The organism is Exiguobacterium sp. s70, assembly GCF_018618315.1.
GTDB lineage: Bacteria > Bacillota > Bacilli > Exiguobacteriales > Exiguobacteriaceae > Exiguobacterium > Exiguobacterium chiriqhucha.
In genome coordinates, this window is sequence record NZ_JACSLV010000002.1 from 618,325 (window position 1) to 639,010 (window position 20,686).

Here is a 20,686-nt window from a genome sequence, read left to right on the forward strand (position 1 = left end):
AGTTCGTCATGTTCCTATTCCCCGTTTGGTCAGAAATTCCTCTATACTAAAAAAGAAAAGGGGGAGAAGCAGATGACAGAAAAAGAAAAGATGATTCGGGGCGACCTTTACATGGCCGGGGACGACGAGCTCGTCGCCGACCGGCGTCAGGCCCGGCGTTTGACGGAACGATTCAATCGTTCCGGCATCGACGAAATCGACGACCGAAAAGCTGTGTTAGCGGAGCTGTTCGGCTCGACCGGGAGTTCGTTTTATCTGGAGCCGACGTTCAAATGCGACTACGGCTATAACATTCATCTCGGAGAACGGTTCTTCGCTAACTTTGACTGTGTGTTCCTCGACATCTGTCCGATCACATTCGGTGACGATTGCATGCTCGGTCCGGGTGTGCACGTCTATACGGCGACGCATCCGCTCGACCCGACTGAACGGATTTCAGGTCTTGAATACGGGAAGCCGGTCACGGTCGGACATCGGGTATGGATTGGCGGCGGTGCCATCTTGAATCCAGGGGTGACGGTCGGTGACGATGCTGTCATCGCCTCTGGCGCCATTGTGACGAAAGATGTGCCAGCTCGTGCCGTCGTCGGGGGTAATCCGGCAAAAGTCATCAAACTCATCCCATGACAAAAACGCTCAGACTGGAAACAGTCGGAGCGTTTTTGATTAATTCGATGTTTGGGTTGCGTAAATGCTGAGCGCCTCGTGTGCCAGGGCAAGGGCTTGTTGATTGCCGAGCGTGATGCGAATCCCGTTCGGTTGTTTCGATGTGTGAACCCCATGCGCGGCGAGGTGGGCCCAAACGGCCTCCGGCTCATCGAGCGTGACGTAAATGAAGTTTGCCTCGGCGGGATGGACGTGGCCGATTGTGGCGAACAAATCGGTCCACTGTCCGCGCATGTCGGCGTGCCAAGAGATGGCCTCGTCGAGATACGTAGCATCTTGTAAAAACACATTGGCGATTTTCGCGCTGACCCCGCTAATGTTGAACGGTGGGACGAACTGACGGAAATAAGCGGCAAGTTCGGGCGTCGTGACCATGAAACCGAGGCGGACGTTGGCTAAGCCAAACGCCTTCGATAACGTCCGCAGTACAATCACGTTCGTGAATGAATCAAGGTGGGCCACCATGCTCGAGTTCGGCGAAAAGTCGATATACGCCTCGTCGACGATTAAATATGGGACGAGTCCTGCGAGTTCGGCCAATTCGGCGACGCTCCACAATTTACCGGTCGGATTGTTTGGATTCGACAACAGCAACAGCTTCGGTTCGTGTTGCGTAATCGCCTGGACGAGTGCGTCATAAGAAAGGTCATCGGCTTGCACGTGCCGGCCATGGGCGATTGTCGTGAAAATTGGATAGAGTGCGAAATCCGGACTCGGTGACAAGACGACGTCTTCCGGTGCCAACAGCGCCTGGGTGACGACATGAATCATCTCGTCACTCCCGCAACCGACGAGCAGCTGATTCGGGTCAACACCGGCGTAGGCCGCATAACGGGTGAACAACTCGTCAATCGGTTGGACCGGATACTCATGCAAGTCTTGGAACGAGATTGTCGCAAGTTGGTCATACAACCGGGACGGCACCGGGAACTGGCTCTCGTTTTGATTCAAACGGTACCCTTCTGGATAGGTGACTGGATAAATCGGTAGCGAGACTTGTCTCATTCCGTCGGCTCCATCGAGAACCATTTCTTGGCGAGTTTGTCGATTTCACCTGAGTCGATCATCTTGTTCAACTCCTCGTTGAACTGATCGCGAAGGTCATCCTCCAATTTAAAGGCGGCTGCAGAACCTTTCTCGCCATCTTCTTTCAAGGCGAACGTGTACAGTCCGGCATCTTGATCCAAGTATTTTTGGGCGACCGTGTCCTCGATGACCATCGCGTCAATCCGACCCGTATTCAACTCTTGAACGATTTCTGGAATCTTGTTCAATGAGACGAGCTCTGCATCCGGAGCTTGGTCTTTGGCGATGTTCTCTTGAATCGATGCCGTTTGGACGCCGATTTTCTTGCCGGCGAGCGCTTCAATCGACTCGAGTGACTCATCTTTCGTCATGACTAGGTTCGTCGCCGACAAATAGATGTCCGAGAAGGCGGCATTTTCTTTCCGCTCTTCGGTCGGCGTCATACCGGCCATGACGAAGTCGACACGTCCGGCGTTGAGTGCCCCGAGCAGGCTACCGAAGTCCATGTCCTCAATTTTAAGTTCGTAGCCGAGGCGTTCCGTAACCGTTTCGGCAATCTCGATATCGAATCCGACAATCTCGTCTCCGTTCGCCGTATCGACAAACTCATACGGGAAGTAATCGGCGCTCGTTCCCATGACGAGTGTTTTTTTCTCTTCGCCCGTCGTCTCTTGGCTACATCCTGCTAGTAATGCACTTGCCACTAATCCCCCTGTAATGACCCACTTTTTCATGTATGAATTCCTCCTTCAAGATATGAGACTAAGTGTATATGTATGATTATTAATTGTAAAGCATAAAAATACAAAAACGATTAAAAAGATACATCCAGGAAAAAGTCACAGGATGCATCAGGTGGTCAATCAATCCCTTGGAGATAGGCGATGACGTCAGGCAAGTACGTCTCGAGAGGGCGATTCGTATCAATTGTAAGCGTATGCATATTCGGTGGTTTTTTACTGCTGGCGACGGTCCGATCAAAATTCTCTGGTGAGACGCTTCTGATTTGACTGAGCTTTCGGTCGCGCTCGCGCAACCGCCGATTGATTACATCGACGTCGTCGACGAGGCACTCGATGTAACGATACGTGGCTCCGCTATTTGCCGTAATTGTCAGGCCGCGTTCAATCATCACGTCATATAGACAAGGGCTATCTAAAATAACGTTCCGTCCTAAAGACAACTGGAACTCGACGAGCGACCAATCGAGATCATAAGCGATTTTTCCGGCCAGCGCAGCATCAAGCGGGTGTTGTGAAGTCGATTCGAGCAGTGCCGTCTTCGTGACATCGTGATCGACGATGACCGCATCCAGTCGTCGAGCGATTTCCCGAGACAGCGTCGATTTGCCTGATCCGGGGAAACCGGACATTTGCAGAAAGAACATGGGCTACCCTCACGTTTCGTTTGATTTCCCACGGCTGAATCCGGCGAACAACCGGCCGCCGAACGGGGAGAGCGTCACATCGACGTAACGGATGAGCGCGTCGGTTTCGTTCGTTTGATAATACGCCTCAAGGGCGTCAGTGAGTTGACGTGCGGCTGACGCATCAAATTGTTCAAGCGAACGATACGTCCATTTCGATGAACCAATCCATTTTTTGTTCGTACGCAATATGAACTCAGCCGTGAGCTCACCGATTTTTGCGGCGATGAACAGTCCTTCCGAGCGACGGGTACATCCAATCAAGTCATCGAGTGCATCGGTCAGAAAGTATCGTTTCAACTCAATCGTCTCGTCCGACCAAGCCTCCGGCCCGCTGTCGAGCAACGCTCTCGCTTCACGTTTGATGTCTTCGACGATGTCTGTGTCCTTCAAGACGATGCCTTCGGTGACCATTCTTGGTAACGATGGAATGGCACGCTGGCAATCCTGTTCGAAGAACGTACGATACGACGTCAAGTTATGGGCGAATAGTTCGATGGGCCATCCGGACTCGATGAACGATTCCCGATAAGACGAGACGAGGGTGTCGTCGAAGATGATGATGTCTAAATCCGACGTTGCGGTCGCCTCACCACGGACGACGCTCCCGGCGAGCAGTGCGGCCTGACAGTGGGGGAAATGTGTGGAGATGAAGCGAAGTGCCGCTTCGAACGGTTCAATCTTCAAGGCATCCTACACTCCTTTTAGGAAGATGTGCATAAGGCGTACAAGTAATTGGATTGATTTGAATCGACAGACTCACTCAGCCTCGCAGCCGCTAGGATGGGTAGCCATTTCAAGACCTCATCTCGGGATGTTTCGCTTTTCTCACAATAGCGCGATATATAGCTTTCCGCTAACTCGGGATACTTCTCTAGATAAAGCAGATACGTCCGGCAGATATCGGCATGTGCGTCACCGAGGCTGGCATCCATCCAATCGATGATTGAGATGCCTGTCTCGGTTTGAATCAAATTATGTAGATGAAAATCACCATGACATAGTCTCGATACAAACTGAAACGACTCCATTCGCGTTACGAGTCGGTTTTTCTCATACTCGTTCAATCGGGGAGCCCTTTTGATTTGACTATGCAATCGCTCAACCATCGATTCGATTTCGATGTGTACAATCTGATGGATGGCGAGTTGCAGTTGAATCGAACGGTCAATATATTCGGCCAGACGGCCCGGTTCCCTGAGTGCGAGTTGACCGATCGAGAGGCCGGGCACATATTCCATGACGAGCACAGCATATCCCTCAGCATCGAATACCTCATAGACGTCTGGGACAGGTAGGCCTGCCGCGTGAGCCAGCTGTTGCTTCTTCGCTTCATGTCGTGCCGTGTCTAAAGAAATCGGCGGCTTAAATCGTTTGTATATTTTATTGTCGTCAAGATAGACATGGGCACTGTTTCCTTCAGCGATCCAATCTATATGTTGCATCGGCGACCCTCCAGTGGCAGGCGAGTCTGAACTCGGACTCTCGTCACGTGAATAATCCATATTAAGTCTCGCCAGCAGATTATAGTAGATGACAATCAGGGTGTGTCATCAAGTTTGCGATTTCGACACGATGGATACCGTTCGGTTTCGTACAGAATTGGAGTTACAGGGTCCCGACGACGGTTTCCGCTCATGTGGCAATTAACAAATGAACGTCGGGCGACAAGTCGCTCAATTGAGTGATTGCGCGATCCATGTGATTGACGCGTTGAATTTGAATGCTTGCACCTTCTATAGGCCCCGTCAGCATTGGCACATCATCAGGATGTTTCCGTCTGGGTCTTTGAAATTGAACCAATGGTCGTGTTCAATCGGGGTTACAATGTCAATTTGTCGTTGCACCATATGCGCATATGCTTGGTGGATATCAGGCGTGTTCAAATGGAAAAGCGGGGTCTGAATGACGTTCGCTTCAGAGAAAATCTTACTGTCTAGTACCAGATTTGGTCCGTTTAACGGGACGACATAGAGATGATCGAACAGTATGTCTCCATCTGCTGATATATCAAATAGCTGACAATACCAATCCCGGGACGTTTCAACGTCTCGGACGGGGATAAAGACGGTCCCAATTTCTGCGAGAATTGGATTCATGTATTCGCCTCCAGTTGATTCACTACGAAACGACGGACCTCGGCCCGTGAACGCAGGAGAATAATGTCTTTTTCGGATTCAAGTTTGTGTAAACGTTGTAAAATGGCTGGTCGCTGCGACTTCGGATAATCCCATACCCACTTCAAGAACTTCGGGTCGAATCGTTCCTCACAACCAGGGCCCATGTCAGGGCGTGTTTTGCCGCGGTACTTGAGCATGCGCTTCAAAACGCGATACGTGCAGACGGTACGCGGCAAGTCGAGAAATACAATCGTGTCGGCAGCATCTACTCGCAAATCGAGCGTCCCCCCGTAATTCCCATCGATGATCCACGAATCGCGTTCAATCAACGCTGACTGCGTGGCAATTTGTTCTTGTCGCGTGGCGGGTGTCCAATTCGGCTTCCATAGTAACGCGTCGAGGTGATGAACATCGATTCCGAGTCGGGCGCCCAACTCGCGGGCGAGTGTCGACTTGCCCGAACCGCCTGAACCGATTAATAATATTTTTTGCATGACGTCTCGCCTCTCATATGTCGATTTTCATGAACTTGCTGACGTCGGAGAAGCCAAGTTGTTCATATAGATGCATCGCTGTTTGATTATGCGCATACACGTTCAAGCGCACGTCGGTATAGCCCATTTGTTTGAACGTGGCGAGCGCCTCTTGCATCAATAATTTGGCATAACCGTGCCCGCGAAAAACGGGTTTGATATATAGGTCGTTCACCCAACCGACCTCCGCACCCGTCAAATAATCGAACGCTTTGTCGATTTGCGTCCAGCCGATGAGTGTCTCGTCATCGACGAGACAGAGAAAATAAGCACCGAACTTTGCAGAATGTTCGTACGCTTCAATCATCTTTTCTCGGCTATCAGTCGACACGTGGTTGGTCGCTTCCTCACGATTGACGCCTGCAAGTGCATAAATTTCGGCTTGTTGTGATTCGGTTGCCCGTTGAAATGTGAGATTCATATTAGTTCCGCCTTCATTAAGATTCTGTGGATTCTAGGATACGCCATTTTTCAATGACACCGTCCTCTTCGTATAGGACGCGTACTTCCATCTGGTTCAGTACGAGCCGTTGCTCGCTGGCGAAGAGCACAATCGGATAACCGATTGACAGCGGTTCGTCCGCTTCAAAGACGGGGCTGTGCGCTTGCATGGCATAATAGCCGTCCGAGCGTGTGTTGGCCGCCCCAGCATCGACTTGAATCACCGTATCGAACCCCTGAAGTCGCAACACGTAACTATAAGTCGTGCGCGCCCCGCGTTCGAGCCGCCACTCCTCGATAATCGCCTCGCGGCCGTCGTTCGCTTCCTCGAGTAACACTTTTTGTGCCGTGTACTCGCGTTCATACGGAATCATCTCTTGAATGTTGACAGCCGTCATGGTGGCGACTTTTTGTGATTCTTCTGATGGAGGTGTAATCAAAATACCGATAAAAATCAAGATTGGAATGAGCAGATAAATGATGACCCGACTTCGCATATGGTTTCACCTGTCCTTTATCGATTTTTTCGCCATCTACCGGCAGAACCCTGCCTGACCGGTGAAATATGTCTACGGAACACGTTGAAATGTCTCGGATTTCGGGAAGCCATGTATGATGAAGGCAGGAGGGGATTAACATGCGAATCGGGATTATCGGTGGAGGAGTTGCCGGATTGACGACGGGTGCGTTAGCGAGCCGAATCGGCCATGACGTGACCGTATACGAGTCGTCACGAGAATGGGGTGGTTGTGCCGGGAAATTCGAACGGGGGGACTATCGGTTCCCGGCCGGGGCGACGCTCGGGATGGGATTTGAACCGGGCGGCCTGCATGAGCGAGTCTTGTCCTACTTAGGTGAAACGATTGACGTTCGCCCGTTAACCGAGGTGATGCAGATTCATCTCGACGGACAGACTGTCCATTATCTTCAAGACCGGGATCTGTTTTTAGCAGAACTTGAGTCGATATTTCCAGAGCTCGCTCCGCGAATTCGTGCTTTTTTGAATGAAGTGTGGACCGATTTCGAGACGATTCGTCCTTTGTTTGAGACGCTACCGGCGTTGCCGTTTCGAACGATTCGTGACGCATCGGTTGCGATACGAGCGTTTCGACCGGCACAGCTCCGGTCGTTCCGGAAGCTGTATCGACCGCTCGGTACAACGTTAAAACGGCATCGATTGAACGGGACTGCGTTCGAGCGGGTTATCGACGGGATTTTGCTCGATAGCTTGCAGACCGGTGCCCGCGAGGCGAGCCATTTGCTCGCGGCCGTCGCTTTATCCATTTACCATGAGGGAGCATATTACGTCGATGGGGGATTGTACACACTCGCCCACGCGTTGGAGCGGTCGATTCGAAGAGACGATGGAAAAACGATTCTCGGACGACAAATTGTTAAAATCGAGCGGATTGCTGACGGTTGGTTGTTGACCGATCGCCGGGGCCGGCTCGACCTCGTCGATGTCGTCGTGTCGGCCATCCCGCTCGAGGCGACCGCTCAGTTGGTCACGGGACAAGCGGCTCGACAGTTCCATAGACAGTACGGCCGTCAACTAGAACGGTCGCAATGGGGGACGTTCAGTCTTTACGTCACGTTACCGGAAGCGGTGTGCACGGGACGTCCGCTCTTCCAACAAGTATATAGTGATGATTTGCCGTCAGGTCACGCCTTCATTTCGATGTCAAATGCGGACGATACGCGCCGAACCGAACGGCCGGAACGAACGTTGACCGTCTCGACCCATATCGATTTGTCGGAGTGGCAGGCTTGGAAAGACAAGGAGACGTATGAGAAACTAGAGACAGAATGGACCGAGCGCCTCGTCAAGGCAGTGCGACGGGCGTTCCCGAGTTGGACCGGCACATCGTCGGTGTTGCTTCCGGGCGGACCGGGGGCATGGGTGAAATATACGAAACGTCCGCACGGTGCGGTCGGTGGATATGCCCAAACACCGCAACAAGCGTTATTCCATGCGGCGAGCTATCGGACGAACCTTCCGAATTTTTACGTTTGCGGCGACACGGTGTTTCCAGGTGCCGGGACGATTGGGGCGATGACGAGCGGGCTCCACGTCGCCCGAGCGCTCGGTTCGAAGTTATGAGGGGGACAAGTTGAGATGCAGAAAAAACGGTTTGACGAATTGACGACGAGAGAGCTCTATGAGTTATTGGCGCTCCGCACCGAAATCTTTGTCGTGGAACAAGATTGCCCGTACCAAGAAGTCGATGGGAAAGATGTGACGGCGGTCCATTACTGGATTGAGGCAGACGGTCGCCCGATTGCGGCGTTACGTGTCCTCGAGGATGAATCGCCAATCGCCATCGGTCGTGTCGTCACAAAATCGACGCATCGGGGACAAGGCCATTCGCGGCGCTTGATGCAAGAAGCCGTGGCAGACTTTGGGGATCGCGATTTGTATTTGCAAGCGCAAACGTACGTGGAGCCGTTCTATGCAAGCTTTGGGTTCACACGAACGAGCGAGGAGTACTTAGAGGATGGGATTCCTCACGTCGATATGGTTCGGACGGCGACCATCTCGAAGTGAATCGATGCGGTACCGTTTGCCATAAGTTCGTGGTAGAATGATGAGGAATACTTGCGTGCGTCAAGACGTGCGTTCAATCATAGAGAGCAAAGGGGTTTACGATGGTGACTGATCAAACTGTGATTCAAAAAGCGAGAGAATTAGCCGACTTATTGGCGAGCACGCCGGAAGTGGCCCGCTTCAAAGAAGCGGAAACGAAAGTGAACGAAAGTGAGCGCGTTCAAACGTTGATTAAGCGTATCAAATACTTACAAAAAGAAGCCGTCAACTGCAAGCACTACGGGAAGACGGAAGCACTCGCCAAAGTCGAGCTAAAAATCGACAAGGCGATGGACGAACTCGATTCGATTCCGGTCGTCCAGGCGTTCCAAGAGACGCAAGTCGAAGTGAACGATTTGCTTCAATACGTGACGGTCACACTCGCCAACTCGGTGACAGATCGCATTATCGAGTCGACGGACGGTGACGTTCTCGCCGGTAAAACAGGAAGCGGCATGGCAGCGGAGAAATCACGCGGCGGCTGCGGATACTAACAAACAGACAGCTGGCCTTTGGTCAGCTGTTCTAATTTCTAGAGGTGAACACGAATGGAAACGATACATCAAACCCCGATGATGAAACAATACTTTTCAATCAAGGCCGATTATCCAGACGCCTTTCTCTTCTACCGGCTCGGTGACTTTTACGAGCTGTTTTTTGAAGATGCTCAAATCGTCGCCAAAGAACTCGAATTGACATTGACTGCGAAAAACGGAAAAAACGCCGAGCACCCGATTCCGATGTGCGGGGTCCCGCATCATTCCGCTGCGATCTATATCGAGCAACTCATTGAAAAAGGGTTCAACGTGGCGATTTGTGAGCAGATGGAAGATCCAAAAGCGACGAAAGGACTCGTCAAACGTGAAGTCATTCAAGTCATCACGCCGGGTACATATATGGCCGCGCTCGGTGAGAAAGAGAACCGGTATTTACTATCGGTCGTGAACGTCGCAGGCCGTTTTGGAATCGCCCGCGGCGATGTGACGACAGGTGAATCTTGGTTGACGACTTTACCGTCGCGTGAGGCCGTCCTACGCGAAGTCGAAGGATTGGTCCCGAGCGAAATCATCGTTGATGACTCCGAATTGGCAGACCATCTCTCATCACTTGGCATTCCGCTGTCGGTGCAAACAGAGCGATTGGCGAGCTCATTGTCGAGCGGCGCCCGCGACGAGGCGCAAGTAAGTGCGTTCGAACTCCTTTTCGCCTATTTGACGCGGACGCAAAAACGCGCCCTCGATCACCTGCAGCCGGCTGTCGCCTATGAGGTTGAGGCCCATATGCAACTCGATGCGAACACGGCCCGCAACTTGGAGCTGTTCCGTTCGGCCCGGTCCGGGGAACGGAAAGGATCACTTCTCGCCCTGCTCGATGAGACGACGACAGCGATGGGGGGACGACTATTGAAACGTTGGCTCGAACAGCCGCTCTATACGGAACAGGCGATTCGTGAACGCCAAGATGCCGTCGAAAATTTAGTCGATGATTTCATGCTCCGCGATCAATTACGGGAGCAATTACGTCACGTCTACGATATCGAACGGCTCGTCGCGAAAGTCGGTTACGGGACGGCCAACGCACGTGACCTTGTCCAGTTGCGGAACACGCTTGAACGCATTCCAGCGGTACGAGAGTTGCTCGCGAATGTCACGGCAACGCGATTGCATCACATCGATGCGACGCTCGACACGTTCGACGCGCTATCGGAACGACTTCAGGCAGCGCTCGTCGAGACACCACCCATCTCAATTAAAGAAGGTGGCATGATTCGTTCAGGCTATTCGACAGAACTTGATGAACTGCTCGAGGCGAAAGCGAACGGGAAGACGTGGATTGCCAATCTCGAGCAACAAGAGCGGCTCGCGACCGGCATCAAGTCGCTGAAAATCGGCTATAACCGTGTCTTTGGCTATTATTTGGAAGTGACGAAAGCGAATGCGCGCTTACTCGAAGAGGGGCGGTATGAACGGAAACAGACACTTACGAACGCCGAACGCTATGTCACGCCTGAGTTAAAAGAAAAAGAAGCGCTCATCCTCGGTGCCGAGGAGAAGAGCTGTACGCTTGAATATGACTTATTCGTCACGTTACGTGAAGAAGTCAAACAAGAGACGAAACCGCTCCAACAACTGGCCCGCTCATTAAGTGAACTAGACGTCCTGCTCGCGCTCGCCATTGTCGCCGAAAAACGGGACTATGTCCGGCCGACGACGTCAAACAATGTCCAAATCGATCGTGGGCGCCATCCGGTCATCGAAACGGTATTGCCTCGTGGTGAATATGTGGCCAACGACTTGACGCTCGATGACACGCGGCGCATGCTCTTGATCACCGGACCGAACATGTCCGGTAAATCGACGTATATGCGTCAGTTCGCACTGATTGCCATCCTGCATCAAATCGGTTCATTCGTGCCGGCCGAATCGGCCGAACTTCCTTTGTTCGATCGCATCTTTACTCGCATCGGGGCAGCCGACGATTTGGTGAGCGGACAGTCGACGTTCATGGTCGAAATGACGGAGACACGTCAGGCGGTGACGGAAGCAACAGCACATAGTCTCATCCTCCTCGATGAGATTGGACGGGGAACCTCTACGTATGACGGTATGGCGCTCGCGCAGGCCATCGTCGAATATATCGCGGCCACCATCGGCGCGAAAACATTGTTTTCGACCCATTACCACGAGTTGACCGTGCTCGAAGACACAATTCCAGCCCTTGAGAACGTGCACGTCCGTGCCATTGAACGGGACGGACGTGTCGTTTTCCTGCATGAAGTTCATCCGGGACGGGCCGACAAATCGTACGGGATTCACGTCGCCGAACTCGCTGATTTGCCGCCTGATTTGATTGAACGGGCGCGAACGATTTTGTCTGAGCTCGAGACAGAACCGAAACCGGCACGGGCAGCTGTAGAACAGCCGGCTCCGGCTGAACCTGTGTCCCAACTGTCACTATTTGAGGCGGAAGACGACATCAAACGACAACTGCTCGACCTCGATTTGCTGGCGATGAACCCGATTGAGGCGATGCAGGCGCTCTATGCGCTCCAACAATCCGCGAAGAAGGAGTGAGTCAATGGGAATCATTCAAGAGTTACCGGAACAACTGGCCAACCGAATCGCTGCCGGGGAAGTCGTCGAACGCCCAGCCTCGGTCGTGAAAGAGCTCGTCGAGAATGCGATTGACGCCGGTGCCACGAAAATCGAAGTCGATTTGGAGGAAGCGGGTATTCGTCTCATTAAAGTCCGGGATAACGGGCATGGGTTTTATGAAGAGGATGCTCCGCGAGCTTTTTTACGTCATGCGACGAGCAAAATTCGGGACGAGCACGACTTGTTCCGGATTCGCACGCTCGGCTTCCGTGGAGAGGCCCTCGCCTCGATCGCCTCGGTCAGTCATGTGACGCTGAAGTCACGCCGGACCGAAGAGGACGGATTTGAGATGACGCTCCAAGGGGGTGTCGTTACGGCGCAAACACCGGCCGCAGCCAACGTCGGAACAGAGATAGCGGTCAGTCAATTGTTCTACAATACACCGGCCCGCCTCAAATACTTGAAGACGTCGGCGACCGAACTCGCGAGCATCACCGATACGTTGAACCGGATCGCCTTGTCCCACCCGGAAGTTCGCCTCACGGCGTTCCATGAAGACAAGGAACTCCTGCGGACGAGTGGCAACGGCGACATCAAGCAAGTCATGCTTGCCATTTATGGGCGTCAAGTTGCGGCGCAAATCGTCACCGCGTCAAGCAAGACGAACGACTATAGTTTGAGCGCCCATCTCGTCCGGCCTGAAGTGACACGTTCGAACAAGCAGTACGTGACGCTCATCTTGAACGGTCGGAGCATCAAGAACTTTGCGTTGACCCAAAGTGTACTCGAGGGCTACCATACGTTACTCCCGATTGGTCGTTATCCGATTGCCGTCCTCGAAGTGAACATGGACCCGATGTTGATTGACGTCAACGTCCATCCGACAAAACGGGAGGTCCGACTCTCGAAAGAGAAAGAGCTGTGCCAGTTGATTCGCGAGACGGTCCAACTGACGCTCCGGGAACAGCGTTTAATCCCGTCGGTCAAACCGAAAGAGCGACCGGTCAATCGGACCGAACAAGAGCGACTTGATTTCACGGTCGAACGGACACCTGTCACGGATGAACCGCCGACGTGGAACTATCCGATTCCACGTGAGCCTGTCACGTCACCGAGTCGATGGTCACCGACCCCGCTCGTCAATGAAGCGCCTGCACCGACCGACCCGATTGTCGAATCAGACGCAATTGAGACGAAAGGAGAGCGGTTGCCGCCGCTCGACGTCATCGGCCAATTACATGCGAGCTATATCGTCTGCGGCGCCGAGGACGGCATGTATGTCATCGACCAACACGCGGCTCAGGAACGGATCAAATACGAATTGTTTTATGAGCAACTCGGGAATCCAGACAAAGAGTATCAATTGTTGCTGCTCCCGCTCACACTCGAGTTCACGCAAGAAGAGACGCTCGCGATTGAAGAAGTCGCTCCGCTCTTGAAAGAAGCGGGGCTCGATTTGGAGCCGTTCGGTGGCAACACGTTCCTCATCCGAGAGATTCCGACGTGGTACCCGCAGCATGATTTGGAAGGGACGGTCCGCGATTTGATTGAGATGGCGATTCGGGACCGCTCTGTCAATCTCGCCAAATATCGGGAAGACGCGTCAATCTTGATGGCGTGCAAGCGGTCGATTAAAGCGAACCATCCATTGAACCATGAGATGATGCGGCAATTGCTGCATGACCTCAATCAGACGACGTCCCCGTATACGTGTCCGCACGGGCGACCGATCTTGGTGAAATGGAGTACGTACGAACTTGAGAAGTTGTTCAAACGGGTTATGTGACACGCTTGTAATCTTTTTTTAACCGGCTGTAACGTTTATGTCCGGGTGCCTATGGGAACAATATACACATGTCACTCAACGCATCGAGGTTGAGAGGTGGCTTTTTCACTGCCTCACCCTCAAGATGTAGACATGATCGATAAACCAGTAGGGGGAAAAGATTATGGCAGACACGCTTAAAGTAACGAAACGAGAATTACGACCACGTTCGGTCCGCGCAAACTTGCGTAAAGAAGGTAAAGTACTAGGTGTCGTATACGGCTATAAAGTCGAGAGCACACCAGTTGCATTCGAGGAGATGGCACTTCGCAAGATTCTCCGCGAACACGGTGACAACGCGTTAATCGAGTTGAACATCGACGGCAAGAAAGTAAACACGCTCGTTCACGGGACAGAAGTTGACCCGTTCACGAACGAATACAAGCACGTCGAGTTCATGGCCGTGAAGATGGACGAAGCGACGGAAGTCGAAGCGGACGTCACACTCGTCGGCGACGCGAAAGGTGTCAAAGAAGGCGGCTTCTTGGCACAAACGCTCTATAAAGTTACGGTATCGGCGACACCGGCTAACATTCCGGAACGAATTGAACTAGATGTTTCTGAACTCGGTATCGGTGATTCGGTCACGGTAGCTGACATTCCAGAGAACAAAGACTATGAAATCGTCTCGGATGGCGAGCTTCAAATCGCATCTGTGAACGAGCCGGTCTCTCTTGAAGAGCTTGAAGCTGACACAGACACAACGACAGAAAGTGAAGCTGAAGCAACTGAAGAAGAGTCGGATGAGGCATCATCTGAAGAGTCTGAAGAGAAGTCTGCAGACAAAGAATAAGCTGTATCGAACGACCCTTTGCGAAGGGTCGTTTTTTTCGTCACAAATCCGACAAATGTAAACGATTACGATGTGAAAAATGTGTCAACACGGTCCAAGGTCGATTGCAATTTATTGGATTCGGGCTTATATTGTTAATGATTTCACATGTTCGTTCTTATTATATGGGTTCATTCAAACAGAAAGAAGGGTTTGTGACATGGCATCAATGGAAATCCATGCACTCGAATCATTACGGAAAAAAGCTCAGGCATCTTCGCAAATGATTCATTATCGGCCAATGGAATACTTTTTACGGGCAATGCTCGCGGGGATCTTTATCGGATTCGCTTCAATCTTCACACTTAAAGTCGTCAACGGAATGTACTTGATCGATTCGCCGTTCACGACACTCATCGGTGGGTTCTCATTCGGGATCGCGCTTGTCATGATCATCTACGGCGGAGCCGAACTGTTCACGGGAAACACAATGTATTTCACGACCTCGACGTTACGCGGCTATACGACGCTCAGTGACACGATGCTCGTCTGGTTACTTTGTTTCGTCGGGAACGCGCTCGGTGGCGTCTTGTTCGCCTTGTTGCTCGCCCCGACCGGCGTCATCCAAGAACTCGGGATGGACAACTGGCTGTTCGCGGTCGTCGAGAGCAAGATGCATCATACGACGGTCGAGATTTTCTTCCGTGCCATCTTCTGTAACTGGATGGTCTGTCTCGCGATTTTCTTACCAAAACAGATGAAAAATGAGTTCGCTCAAATCTTCTCGATGATTTTCCTCGTCGCCGTCTTCTTCGCGTCAGGATTTGATCACGTCATCGCCAACTTCGTCTTGTTTGCGCTCACGCTCGTCGTTCCACATCCTGAGGCGATTAGCTTTGCCGGCGCCATCCACAACTTGATTCCGGCCACGTTCGGTAACATCATCGGCGGCGCCTTGTTCATGGGTGCGATCTATACGTGGTTGAACGCGAAAGGCTTGCGCGAAGCCCAAGAGTCAGAGGAAAAAGAAGAAGTTGAATTAAAAATCGTGAAACCGGCTAAAGAATTATAAGTTGGGTCACTTGAAGAACGGTCGAGTCCAGATGCGGGCTCGGCTGTTTTTGCGTTTATATCACAACCAACGCTCACAATTTAGACTCCACATCTCCATGCTCAAACATGACATAATCTATATATGGAATTGAATCGAGTTATGAACTCGATTCATATCAATATATAGTGAGGTGATGCGGAGTGAACATGCTACAGCTTTATGAAGATGTCTGTGTTCTCCCAGATCAAGATCTCGTACAAGAGAACGCCAACGTCGACGGGAAATCACCACTTGGCAAACTGGCACGATTATCCTCGGAAGTATCGAAACAGCTGTCGACAATGTACTTGTTGTCAGAGCGGACACGTCAGGCCGTCGCAGACAACTTTTTGTACATCCACGACGCCGACTATTACGTGACAGGATCGACGACGTGTTGTCAAATCCCGCTCGGCGAGTTGTTGACGAACGGATTTCATACCGGTCACGGAACGATTCGACCACCCCAGGACATCCGTTCGGCGATGGCACTCGCTTCGATCATTCTTCAAGCGAATCAGAATATGCAACATGGGGGTCAAGCGTTCCCGATGTTCGATGTCGATTTAGCGCCATACGTCGAAAAGACGTATGAACGTCAACTCGAGCGGCTCAAGAAGCTTCCGGTCGAATGGTCGACTGAGCAACTTCTCGAAGTCGCTGAGAACGAGACAATCACAGCGACGTATCAAGCGTGTGAAGCGTTCATCCATAACGCCAATTCGATGCATTCGCGAGGAGGCGGCCAAGTGCCATTCGTCTCCATCAACTATGGGACCGACACGAGCCGTTGGGGTCGAATTTTCATCCGCGAGTTGTTGCATGCGACCGAGCGGGGGCTCGGCAACGGGGAGACGCCAATTTTCCCGATTCAAATCTTTAAAGTAAAAGAGGGCGTCAACTTTCATGAAACCGATCCGAACGTCGACTTGTTCCAACTCGCCTGTCGCGTGACGGGCAAGCGTCTATTCCCGAACTTCTCGTTCGTCGATGCCCCGTTCAACTTGCAATATTATGATGGGAGCCATGACTCAGAAGTCGCTTATATGGGGTGTCGGACACGAGTGATGGGGAATCGTCATGGCGCCGAGACGTCGATCGGACGAGGCAATTTATCGTTCTCGACCTTGAACTTGGTCAAGATGGCGCTCGTCGCTTCGGACATCCATACATTTTATGAGACGCTCGACGCCTACGTCGACGTCGCCATCGATCAATTGCTCGAACGGTACGACTATCAAGCGAAGCGTCATGCCGACGAATTCCGCTTCCTTTACGCTCAACACGTCTGGAGGGGCAGCGAGAGACTTCAGGCGGAAGAAGAGCTACGGGATGTACTGAAGCAAGGGACGTTGTCCGTCGGTTTCATCGGTCTCGCCGAAGCGCTACGCGTGCTCACAGGCGGCACGCATGCCGATTCACGGGAAGCGGAACGTCTCGGACTCGATATCGTCACTCATTTACGTGATCGGATGAGACAGGCGGCAGAGCAGCACGATTTAAACTTTTCGCTCTTGGCCACGCCGGCCGAAGGATTGTCTGGGAAGTTCGTATTGAAGGACCAGCAGGCGTTCGGGATGATCGAGGGTGTCACCGACCGCGCCTTTTATACGAACTCGTTTCATGTGCCGGTGTACCAGTCAGTGTCGATTCGTGACAAGATTCGGTTGGAGGCACCGTACCATGAGCTCTGTGACGCGGGTCATATCACTTATGTCGAAGTCGACGGGTCGCTCGCCCATAACCCGGAAGCGGTCGAAGCGATCGTCCGGCTCATGCGAACCGAAAACGTCGGCTACGGATCGATTAATCATCCCGTCGACCGGTGCGGTAACTGCGGCCTCGAGGGAACGATCGATGCCGCGTGCCCGACGTGTGGCGAGGAAGAGCAGATTGAACGGATTCGTCGCATCACCGGCTATCTGGTCGGCACGATGGACCGATGGAATTCGGCGAAACGAGAAGAAGAACGAGCGAGGGTGAAGCATCATGCGCGTCCTATCCGTACTTGACGAATCGGTTGTCGACGGTCCAGGCATTCGCACGGTCATCTTTACGGCGGGATGCCCTCATCGCTGTCTTGGATGTCACAATCCGGAATCGTGGAACCCGCGAGGTGGGGAAGACGTACCAGTCGAGGACCTGCTCACTCGAATCGAACAATCCGGTTGGGACGGTGTCACCGTCTCGGGCGGAGAGCCGTTTCTGCAACCGGAAGCACTAGCCCGGCTCGTCGACGGGTGCAAGGCGCTTCAGAAAAACGTGTGGGTGTATACAGGCTATACGTTCGAACAGTTACAAGGTATGGACGATGAGTACGTCACAAGCGTGCTCGATCGTGCCGATGTCCTTGTCGACGGTCGTTTCGAACAGCCGCTCATGGACCGGTCGCTCCGATTTCGGGGGTCGAGCAATCAGCGAATTATTTTCTTGAACAAAGCGTAATCGGGACCGTCGCGTCCCGATTTTTTGTATACTAGCAAAAAAGGGGGAATTTTGATGAAATGGTGTAGTTTTCAAGTTGAAGGAGAACAAAGGGTCGGTGTCGTGGCAGGGGAGTTTGTCTATGACGTCAGTGACCAATTACATACGACTTCGTTGTTAGAGGTCATCGCGCGAGAGTTTGAACCGGATGTCGATTTGGACGTCGCACCTCGGACCGCATTGACCGATGTCACGCTCGTCGCGCCATACCGGCCACTCAAAAACGTCATCTGTATCGGCAAGAACTATGAAGAGCATGTGAAAGAGATGGATACGGCGGGAGCCGGCAAACTCGTCATCTTCACGAAAGCACCGACTTCGGTCGTTGGACCAGGGGCTGTCGTCGAACGTCATCCTGAACTGACCGACCAACTCGATTACGAAGGCGAGCTCGCCGTCATTATCGGGAAATCAGGACGGGACATCGACGACGTCGACGCCCATATTTTCGGATATACAATTCTGAACGATATCACGGCCCGGGACGTTCAAAAACAGCACGTCCAATTTTTCCGCGGTAAATCCTTCGACACGTTCTGTCCGCTCGGACCGTATATCGTCACACCGGATGAGCTCTCGTTTCCACTTGCGATTCAAACGGTCGTGAACGGTGAGACACGCCAAAACGGGTCGACAGCAGACATGATTCGTCCAATTGAAGAGTTGATTCGGACGTTGTCGAAAGGGATGACGCTAGAAGCTGGTGATATCATCGCCACCGGTACGCCGGCGGGGGTCGGCCATGGGATGAAACCGCCCGTCTATCTCCAATCCGGGGACACAATCGAAGTGAGCATCACGGGACTCGGGACGTTAAAAAACGTTATCGTCTGACCCAATTGACGCAAATTGTGAAGAATCTTGTAATCGATGTCTCATTTCCGCACAACGATGACTATGCCTCTTATACTAAGGGTAGAACAAAAGAGGAAACATCATATAGGAGATGATTACACATGGAACGCAACGATCGTCCAACAGATTCAAATGAACCAAATCGCCGCGAGGATTGGCTCGACACCGAGCTTGGCTCGTCCGAACAACGACAAGAGCCGTCGCGCGCAACACAACCGGCCCGACCTTCATTCGTCGGTCGGATGTTCCCTGGGTTTGTCGGTGGGGTAATCGGTGCTGTCTTGACTGGGGCCATCGCCTTCCCGTTCATCGATCAAGTCCCAACGAACGTGTCTGATACGAACGTGACGTCGGAAGGGTCACCGGTCCAGACGACATCGACGACGGCGGACAGCTCGGTCACCGATGCGGTCGCGACCGCACAACCTGCCGTCGTGACGGTAAACAATTTCGCTTCGAACGGATTATCGAATGAATCGGTCGAAGCTGGTGTCGGCTCGGGTGTCATCTATAAGAAAGACGGTGACTCGGCTTACATCGTCACGAACCATCACGTCGTCAACGGTGCTGACCGTTTGACTGTAACATTCAATGACGGATCGACAGCGGACGCCAAGTTGATGGGCAGTGACGCCACGTACGACTTGGCGGTGCTCGAAGTCGATGCGGACAAAGTCTCATCCGTCATCACGATCGGGAAGTCGAGTGAACTGAAGCCTGGACAGACTGTCATAGCGATCGGCAATCCGCTTGGCCAGTTTGAGAACTCGGTGACGCGCGGGGTCGTCTCGTCGACGTCCCGTCTCGTGCCGGTCGATACGGATGAGAACGGACAAGCCGATTTCAATGCCGAGGTCATCCAGACGGATGCTGCCATCAACCCGGGTAACTCCGGTGGTGCCTTGATTAACGAATCGGGCCAATTGATCGGAATCAACTCGATGAAAATTGCGACCGATTCGGTGGAAGGGGTCGGCTTCTCGATTCCAGTCGATATCGCTTTGCCGCTCATCAATCAAATCGAGCAGACGGGCGAAGTGAATCATCCGTCGCTTGGTGTGTCGCTCCGAGACGTGTCTGAGTTCCCACCAGGGTACTTGACCGAGCAAATCAACTTGCCGGAGTCGGTGACAGCCGGTACAATCGTCGTGGAAGTGCAAGCGAACAGCTCGGCCGCACGGGCCGGACTTGAAGCGCGCGACGTCATCGTGAAAATCAATGATCAAGCCGTCTCGTCGTTCATCGACCTTCGGAGTGAATTGATTCGCGATACGGACGGAACGGTCACAATCGAATACGTTCGTGACGGCAAGACCGAGACGGTCGATGTCGAGATTCAAAATGCGAATGGGGATGCATTGTAAAGATGGGCACGTAGCCCATCTTTTTTGTTATGCTTAGAAAAAAGGAGGGGATTCCATTGATTCGCACACTATACGGGGTTTTATTTTTAGGAGCCGGCATCATGCACTTCGTTCAAGAACGGGCGTTCATGTCGATCATTCCGAAATCATGGCCGTTCAAACGGTTCATGGTTCAGGCGAGCGGGGTCATCGAAGTCGTCTATGGCGCACTGTTGCTCACGAACAAAGGGACACGGTTCGTGAAGGGAACGTTACCGGCATTTTTGATTGCCGTCTTCCCGGCCAATATCAATATGGCGCTCAAACCGTCGAAACTCGGCAAGATGCCGCTCCCGAAATGGGTGACGTGGGCCCGATTGCCGTTGCAATGGGTATTGATTAAAGGGGTCAAAAAAATATAAG

The 20,686-nt window shown here is 52.4% G+C and carries 22 protein-coding genes; 13 read left to right on the forward strand and 9 right to left on the reverse strand.

Features of this window, described 5'->3' with window-relative positions:
• The first annotated feature begins 72 nt into the window (after nucleotides 1–72).
• On the forward strand, nucleotides 73–627 hold the full coding sequence (locus KNP84_RS07865; RefSeq protein WP_058763461.1) for a maltose acetyltransferase domain-containing protein: 555 nt from the start codon (nucleotides 73–75) through the stop codon (nucleotides 625–627).
• Between the two features lie 39 nt (nucleotides 628–666).
• On the opposite strand, the gene KNP84_RS07870 is transcribed toward KNP84_RS07865, so the two are convergent.
• The 9 genes from KNP84_RS07870 to KNP84_RS07910 form a co-directional block, all read right to left on the reverse strand.
• Nucleotides 667–1,671: a pyridoxal phosphate-dependent aminotransferase gene (locus tag KNP84_RS07870; RefSeq protein ID WP_215114565.1), complete on the reverse strand. Its 1,005-nt coding sequence runs from the start codon at nucleotides 1,669–1,671 to the stop codon at nucleotides 667–669.
• Nucleotides 1,668–2,426 carry a transporter substrate-binding domain-containing protein gene (locus KNP84_RS07875; RefSeq protein WP_021067270.1) on the reverse strand — a complete coding sequence of 253 codons (759 nt, stop codon included), beginning with the start codon at nucleotides 2,424–2,426 and terminating at the stop codon, nucleotides 1,668–1,670. The genes KNP84_RS07870 and KNP84_RS07875 overlap by 4 nt, the downstream gene beginning before the upstream one ends.
• Before the next feature lie 125 nt (nucleotides 2,427–2,551).
• Nucleotides 2,552–3,079: a P-loop nucleotide/nucleoside kinase family protein gene (locus KNP84_RS07880; protein ID WP_215114566.1), complete on the reverse strand. Its 528-nt coding sequence runs from the start codon at nucleotides 3,077–3,079 to the stop codon at nucleotides 2,552–2,554.
• 9 nt (nucleotides 3,080–3,088) lie between these two features.
• Entirely contained in the window at nucleotides 3,089–3,805 is a 717-nt protein-coding gene (locus tag KNP84_RS07885; protein ID WP_214800798.1) for a nucleotidyltransferase domain-containing protein, read from the reverse strand.
• Between the two features lie 17 nt (nucleotides 3,806–3,822).
• Nucleotides 3,823–4,563, reverse strand: coding sequence for a phosphotransferase family protein (locus KNP84_RS07890; RefSeq protein WP_215114567.1), 741 nt, complete (start codon nucleotides 4,561–4,563; stop codon nucleotides 3,823–3,825).
• Between the two features lie 303 nt (nucleotides 4,564–4,866).
• Nucleotides 4,867–5,217: a VOC family protein gene (locus KNP84_RS07895; RefSeq protein ID WP_021067275.1), complete on the reverse strand. Its 351-nt coding sequence runs from the start codon at nucleotides 5,215–5,217 to the stop codon at nucleotides 4,867–4,869.
• Nucleotides 5,214–5,732 carry a DNA topology modulation protein gene (locus KNP84_RS07900; protein ID WP_214800794.1) on the reverse strand — a complete coding sequence of 173 codons (519 nt, stop codon included), beginning with the start codon at nucleotides 5,730–5,732 and terminating at the stop codon, nucleotides 5,214–5,216. Before KNP84_RS07900 ends, KNP84_RS07895 begins: the two co-directional genes overlap by 4 nt.
• Before the next feature lie 13 nt (nucleotides 5,733–5,745).
• Nucleotides 5,746–6,192: a GNAT family N-acetyltransferase gene (locus KNP84_RS07905; RefSeq protein ID WP_021067277.1), complete on the reverse strand. Its 447-nt coding sequence runs from the start codon at nucleotides 6,190–6,192 to the stop codon at nucleotides 5,746–5,748.
• A gap of 16 nt (nucleotides 6,193–6,208) precedes the next feature.
• Nucleotides 6,209–6,709, reverse strand: coding sequence for a hypothetical protein (locus KNP84_RS07910; RefSeq protein WP_021067278.1), 501 nt, complete (start codon nucleotides 6,707–6,709; stop codon nucleotides 6,209–6,211).
• 140 nt (nucleotides 6,710–6,849) lie between these two features.
• Here KNP84_RS07910 and KNP84_RS07915 point away from each other — a divergent pair, with 140 nt between their 5' ends.
• The 12 genes from KNP84_RS07915 (at nucleotide 6,850) to KNP84_RS07970 (ending at nucleotide 20,685) form a co-directional block, all read left to right on the forward strand.
• Nucleotides 6,850–8,313 (forward strand): phytoene desaturase family protein, encoded by a 1,464-nt coding sequence (locus KNP84_RS07915; protein WP_215114568.1) that lies wholly within the window; start codon nucleotides 6,850–6,852, stop codon nucleotides 8,311–8,313.
• Nucleotides 8,314–8,328: 15 nt separating this feature from the next.
• Nucleotides 8,329–8,757, forward strand: a complete 429-nt coding sequence (locus tag KNP84_RS07920; RefSeq protein ID WP_021067280.1) for a GNAT family N-acetyltransferase — start codon at nucleotides 8,329–8,331, stop codon at nucleotides 8,755–8,757.
• A gap of 101 nt (nucleotides 8,758–8,858) precedes the next feature.
• Nucleotides 8,859–9,290: a YlbF/YmcA family competence regulator gene (locus tag KNP84_RS07925; protein ID WP_021067281.1), complete on the forward strand. Its 432-nt coding sequence runs from the start codon at nucleotides 8,859–8,861 to the stop codon at nucleotides 9,288–9,290.
• Nucleotides 9,291–9,344: 54 nt separating this feature from the next.
• Nucleotides 9,345–11,870: a DNA mismatch repair protein MutS gene (gene mutS, locus KNP84_RS07930; RefSeq protein ID WP_215114569.1), complete on the forward strand. Its 2,526-nt coding sequence runs from the start codon at nucleotides 9,345–9,347 to the stop codon at nucleotides 11,868–11,870.
• Between the two features lie 4 nt (nucleotides 11,871–11,874).
• Nucleotides 11,875–13,677: a DNA mismatch repair endonuclease MutL gene (gene mutL, locus KNP84_RS07935; RefSeq protein ID WP_214713713.1), complete on the forward strand. Its 1,803-nt coding sequence runs from the start codon at nucleotides 11,875–11,877 to the stop codon at nucleotides 13,675–13,677.
• 163 nt (nucleotides 13,678–13,840) lie between these two features.
• Nucleotides 13,841–14,509, forward strand: a complete 669-nt coding sequence (locus KNP84_RS07940; protein WP_215114570.1) for a 50S ribosomal protein L25/general stress protein Ctc — start codon at nucleotides 13,841–13,843, stop codon at nucleotides 14,507–14,509.
• A 208-nt stretch (nucleotides 14,510–14,717) separates the two neighbouring features.
• Nucleotides 14,718–15,560 carry a formate/nitrite transporter family protein gene (locus tag KNP84_RS07945; RefSeq protein WP_029595608.1) on the forward strand — a complete coding sequence of 281 codons (843 nt, stop codon included), beginning with the start codon at nucleotides 14,718–14,720 and terminating at the stop codon, nucleotides 15,558–15,560.
• Nucleotides 15,561–15,748: 188 nt separating this feature from the next.
• Nucleotides 15,749–17,593 (forward strand): anaerobic ribonucleoside triphosphate reductase, encoded by a 1,845-nt coding sequence (locus tag KNP84_RS07950; RefSeq protein WP_215114571.1) that lies wholly within the window; start codon nucleotides 15,749–15,751, stop codon nucleotides 17,591–17,593.
• Nucleotides 17,571–18,026 carry an anaerobic ribonucleoside-triphosphate reductase activating protein gene (gene nrdG / locus KNP84_RS07955; RefSeq protein WP_021067287.1) on the forward strand — a complete coding sequence of 152 codons (456 nt, stop codon included), beginning with the start codon at nucleotides 17,571–17,573 and terminating at the stop codon, nucleotides 18,024–18,026. Before KNP84_RS07950 ends, nrdG begins: the two co-directional genes overlap by 23 nt.
• A 54-nt stretch (nucleotides 18,027–18,080) precedes the next feature.
• Nucleotides 18,081–18,899: a fumarylacetoacetate hydrolase family protein gene (locus tag KNP84_RS07960; protein WP_058763491.1), complete on the forward strand. Its 819-nt coding sequence runs from the start codon at nucleotides 18,081–18,083 to the stop codon at nucleotides 18,897–18,899.
• Nucleotides 18,900–19,021: 122 nt separating this feature from the next.
• On the forward strand, nucleotides 19,022–20,284 hold the full coding sequence (locus tag KNP84_RS07965) for a S1C family serine protease (RefSeq protein WP_215114572.1): 1,263 nt from the start codon (nucleotides 19,022–19,024) through the stop codon (nucleotides 20,282–20,284).
• Nucleotides 20,285–20,340: 56 nt separating this feature from the next.
• A complete protein-coding gene (locus KNP84_RS07970) occupies nucleotides 20,341–20,685 on the forward strand; it encodes a DoxX family protein (protein WP_198922698.1) in 345 nt (114 codons plus the stop codon).
• Nucleotide 20,686 lies beyond the last annotated feature (1 nt).

Excerpts from the sequence above, each read along its gene's own strand:
- nrdG (WP_021067287.1), top strand. The coding sequence starts at position 17,571 with ATGCGCGTCCTATCCGTACTTGACGAATCGGTTGTCGACGGTCCAGGC.
- KNP84_RS07890 (WP_215114567.1), bottom strand. The coding sequence starts at position 4,563 with ATGCAACATATAGATTGGATCGCTGAAGGAAACAGTGCCCATGTCTAT.
- KNP84_RS07915 (WP_215114568.1), top strand. The coding sequence starts at position 6,850 with ATGCGAATCGGGATTATCGGTGGAGGAGTTGCCGGATTGACGACGGGT.
- KNP84_RS07940 (WP_215114570.1), top strand. The coding sequence starts at position 13,841 with ATGGCAGACACGCTTAAAGTAACGAAACGAGAATTACGACCACGTTCG.
- KNP84_RS07880 (WP_215114566.1), bottom strand. The coding sequence starts at position 3,079 with ATGTTCTTTCTGCAAATGTCCGGTTTCCCCGGATCAGGCAAATCGACG.
- KNP84_RS07870 (WP_215114565.1), bottom strand. The coding sequence starts at position 1,671 with ATGAGACAAGTCTCGCTACCGATTTATCCAGTCACCTATCCAGAAGGG.
- mutS (WP_215114569.1), top strand. The coding sequence starts at position 9,345 with ATGGAAACGATACATCAAACCCCGATGATGAAACAATACTTTTCAATC.
- KNP84_RS07875 (WP_021067270.1), bottom strand. The coding sequence starts at position 2,426 with ATGAAAAAGTGGGTCATTACAGGGGGATTAGTGGCAAGTGCATTACTA.
- KNP84_RS07965 (WP_215114572.1), top strand. The coding sequence starts at position 19,022 with ATGGAACGCAACGATCGTCCAACAGATTCAAATGAACCAAATCGCCGC.
- KNP84_RS07920 (WP_021067280.1), top strand. The coding sequence starts at position 8,329 with ATGCAGAAAAAACGGTTTGACGAATTGACGACGAGAGAGCTCTATGAG.
- KNP84_RS07925 (WP_021067281.1), top strand. The coding sequence starts at position 8,859 with ATGGTGACTGATCAAACTGTGATTCAAAAAGCGAGAGAATTAGCCGAC.
- KNP84_RS07950 (WP_215114571.1), top strand. The coding sequence starts at position 15,749 with ATGCTACAGCTTTATGAAGATGTCTGTGTTCTCCCAGATCAAGATCTC.
- KNP84_RS07910 (WP_021067278.1), bottom strand. The coding sequence starts at position 6,709 with ATGCGAAGTCGGGTCATCATTTATCTGCTCATTCCAATCTTGATTTTT.
- KNP84_RS07895 (WP_021067275.1), bottom strand. The coding sequence starts at position 5,217 with ATGAATCCAATTCTCGCAGAAATTGGGACCGTCTTTATCCCCGTCCGA.
- KNP84_RS07960 (WP_058763491.1), top strand. The coding sequence starts at position 18,081 with ATGAAATGGTGTAGTTTTCAAGTTGAAGGAGAACAAAGGGTCGGTGTC.
- mutL (WP_214713713.1), top strand. The coding sequence starts at position 11,875 with ATGGGAATCATTCAAGAGTTACCGGAACAACTGGCCAACCGAATCGCT.
- KNP84_RS07900 (WP_214800794.1), bottom strand. The coding sequence starts at position 5,732 with ATGCAAAAAATATTATTAATCGGTTCAGGCGGTTCGGGCAAGTCGACA.
- KNP84_RS07945 (WP_029595608.1), top strand. The coding sequence starts at position 14,718 with ATGGAAATCCATGCACTCGAATCATTACGGAAAAAAGCTCAGGCATCT.
- KNP84_RS07905 (WP_021067277.1), bottom strand. The coding sequence starts at position 6,192 with ATGAATCTCACATTTCAACGGGCAACCGAATCACAACAAGCCGAAATT.
- KNP84_RS07865 (WP_058763461.1), top strand. The coding sequence starts at position 73 with ATGACAGAAAAAGAAAAGATGATTCGGGGCGACCTTTACATGGCCGGG.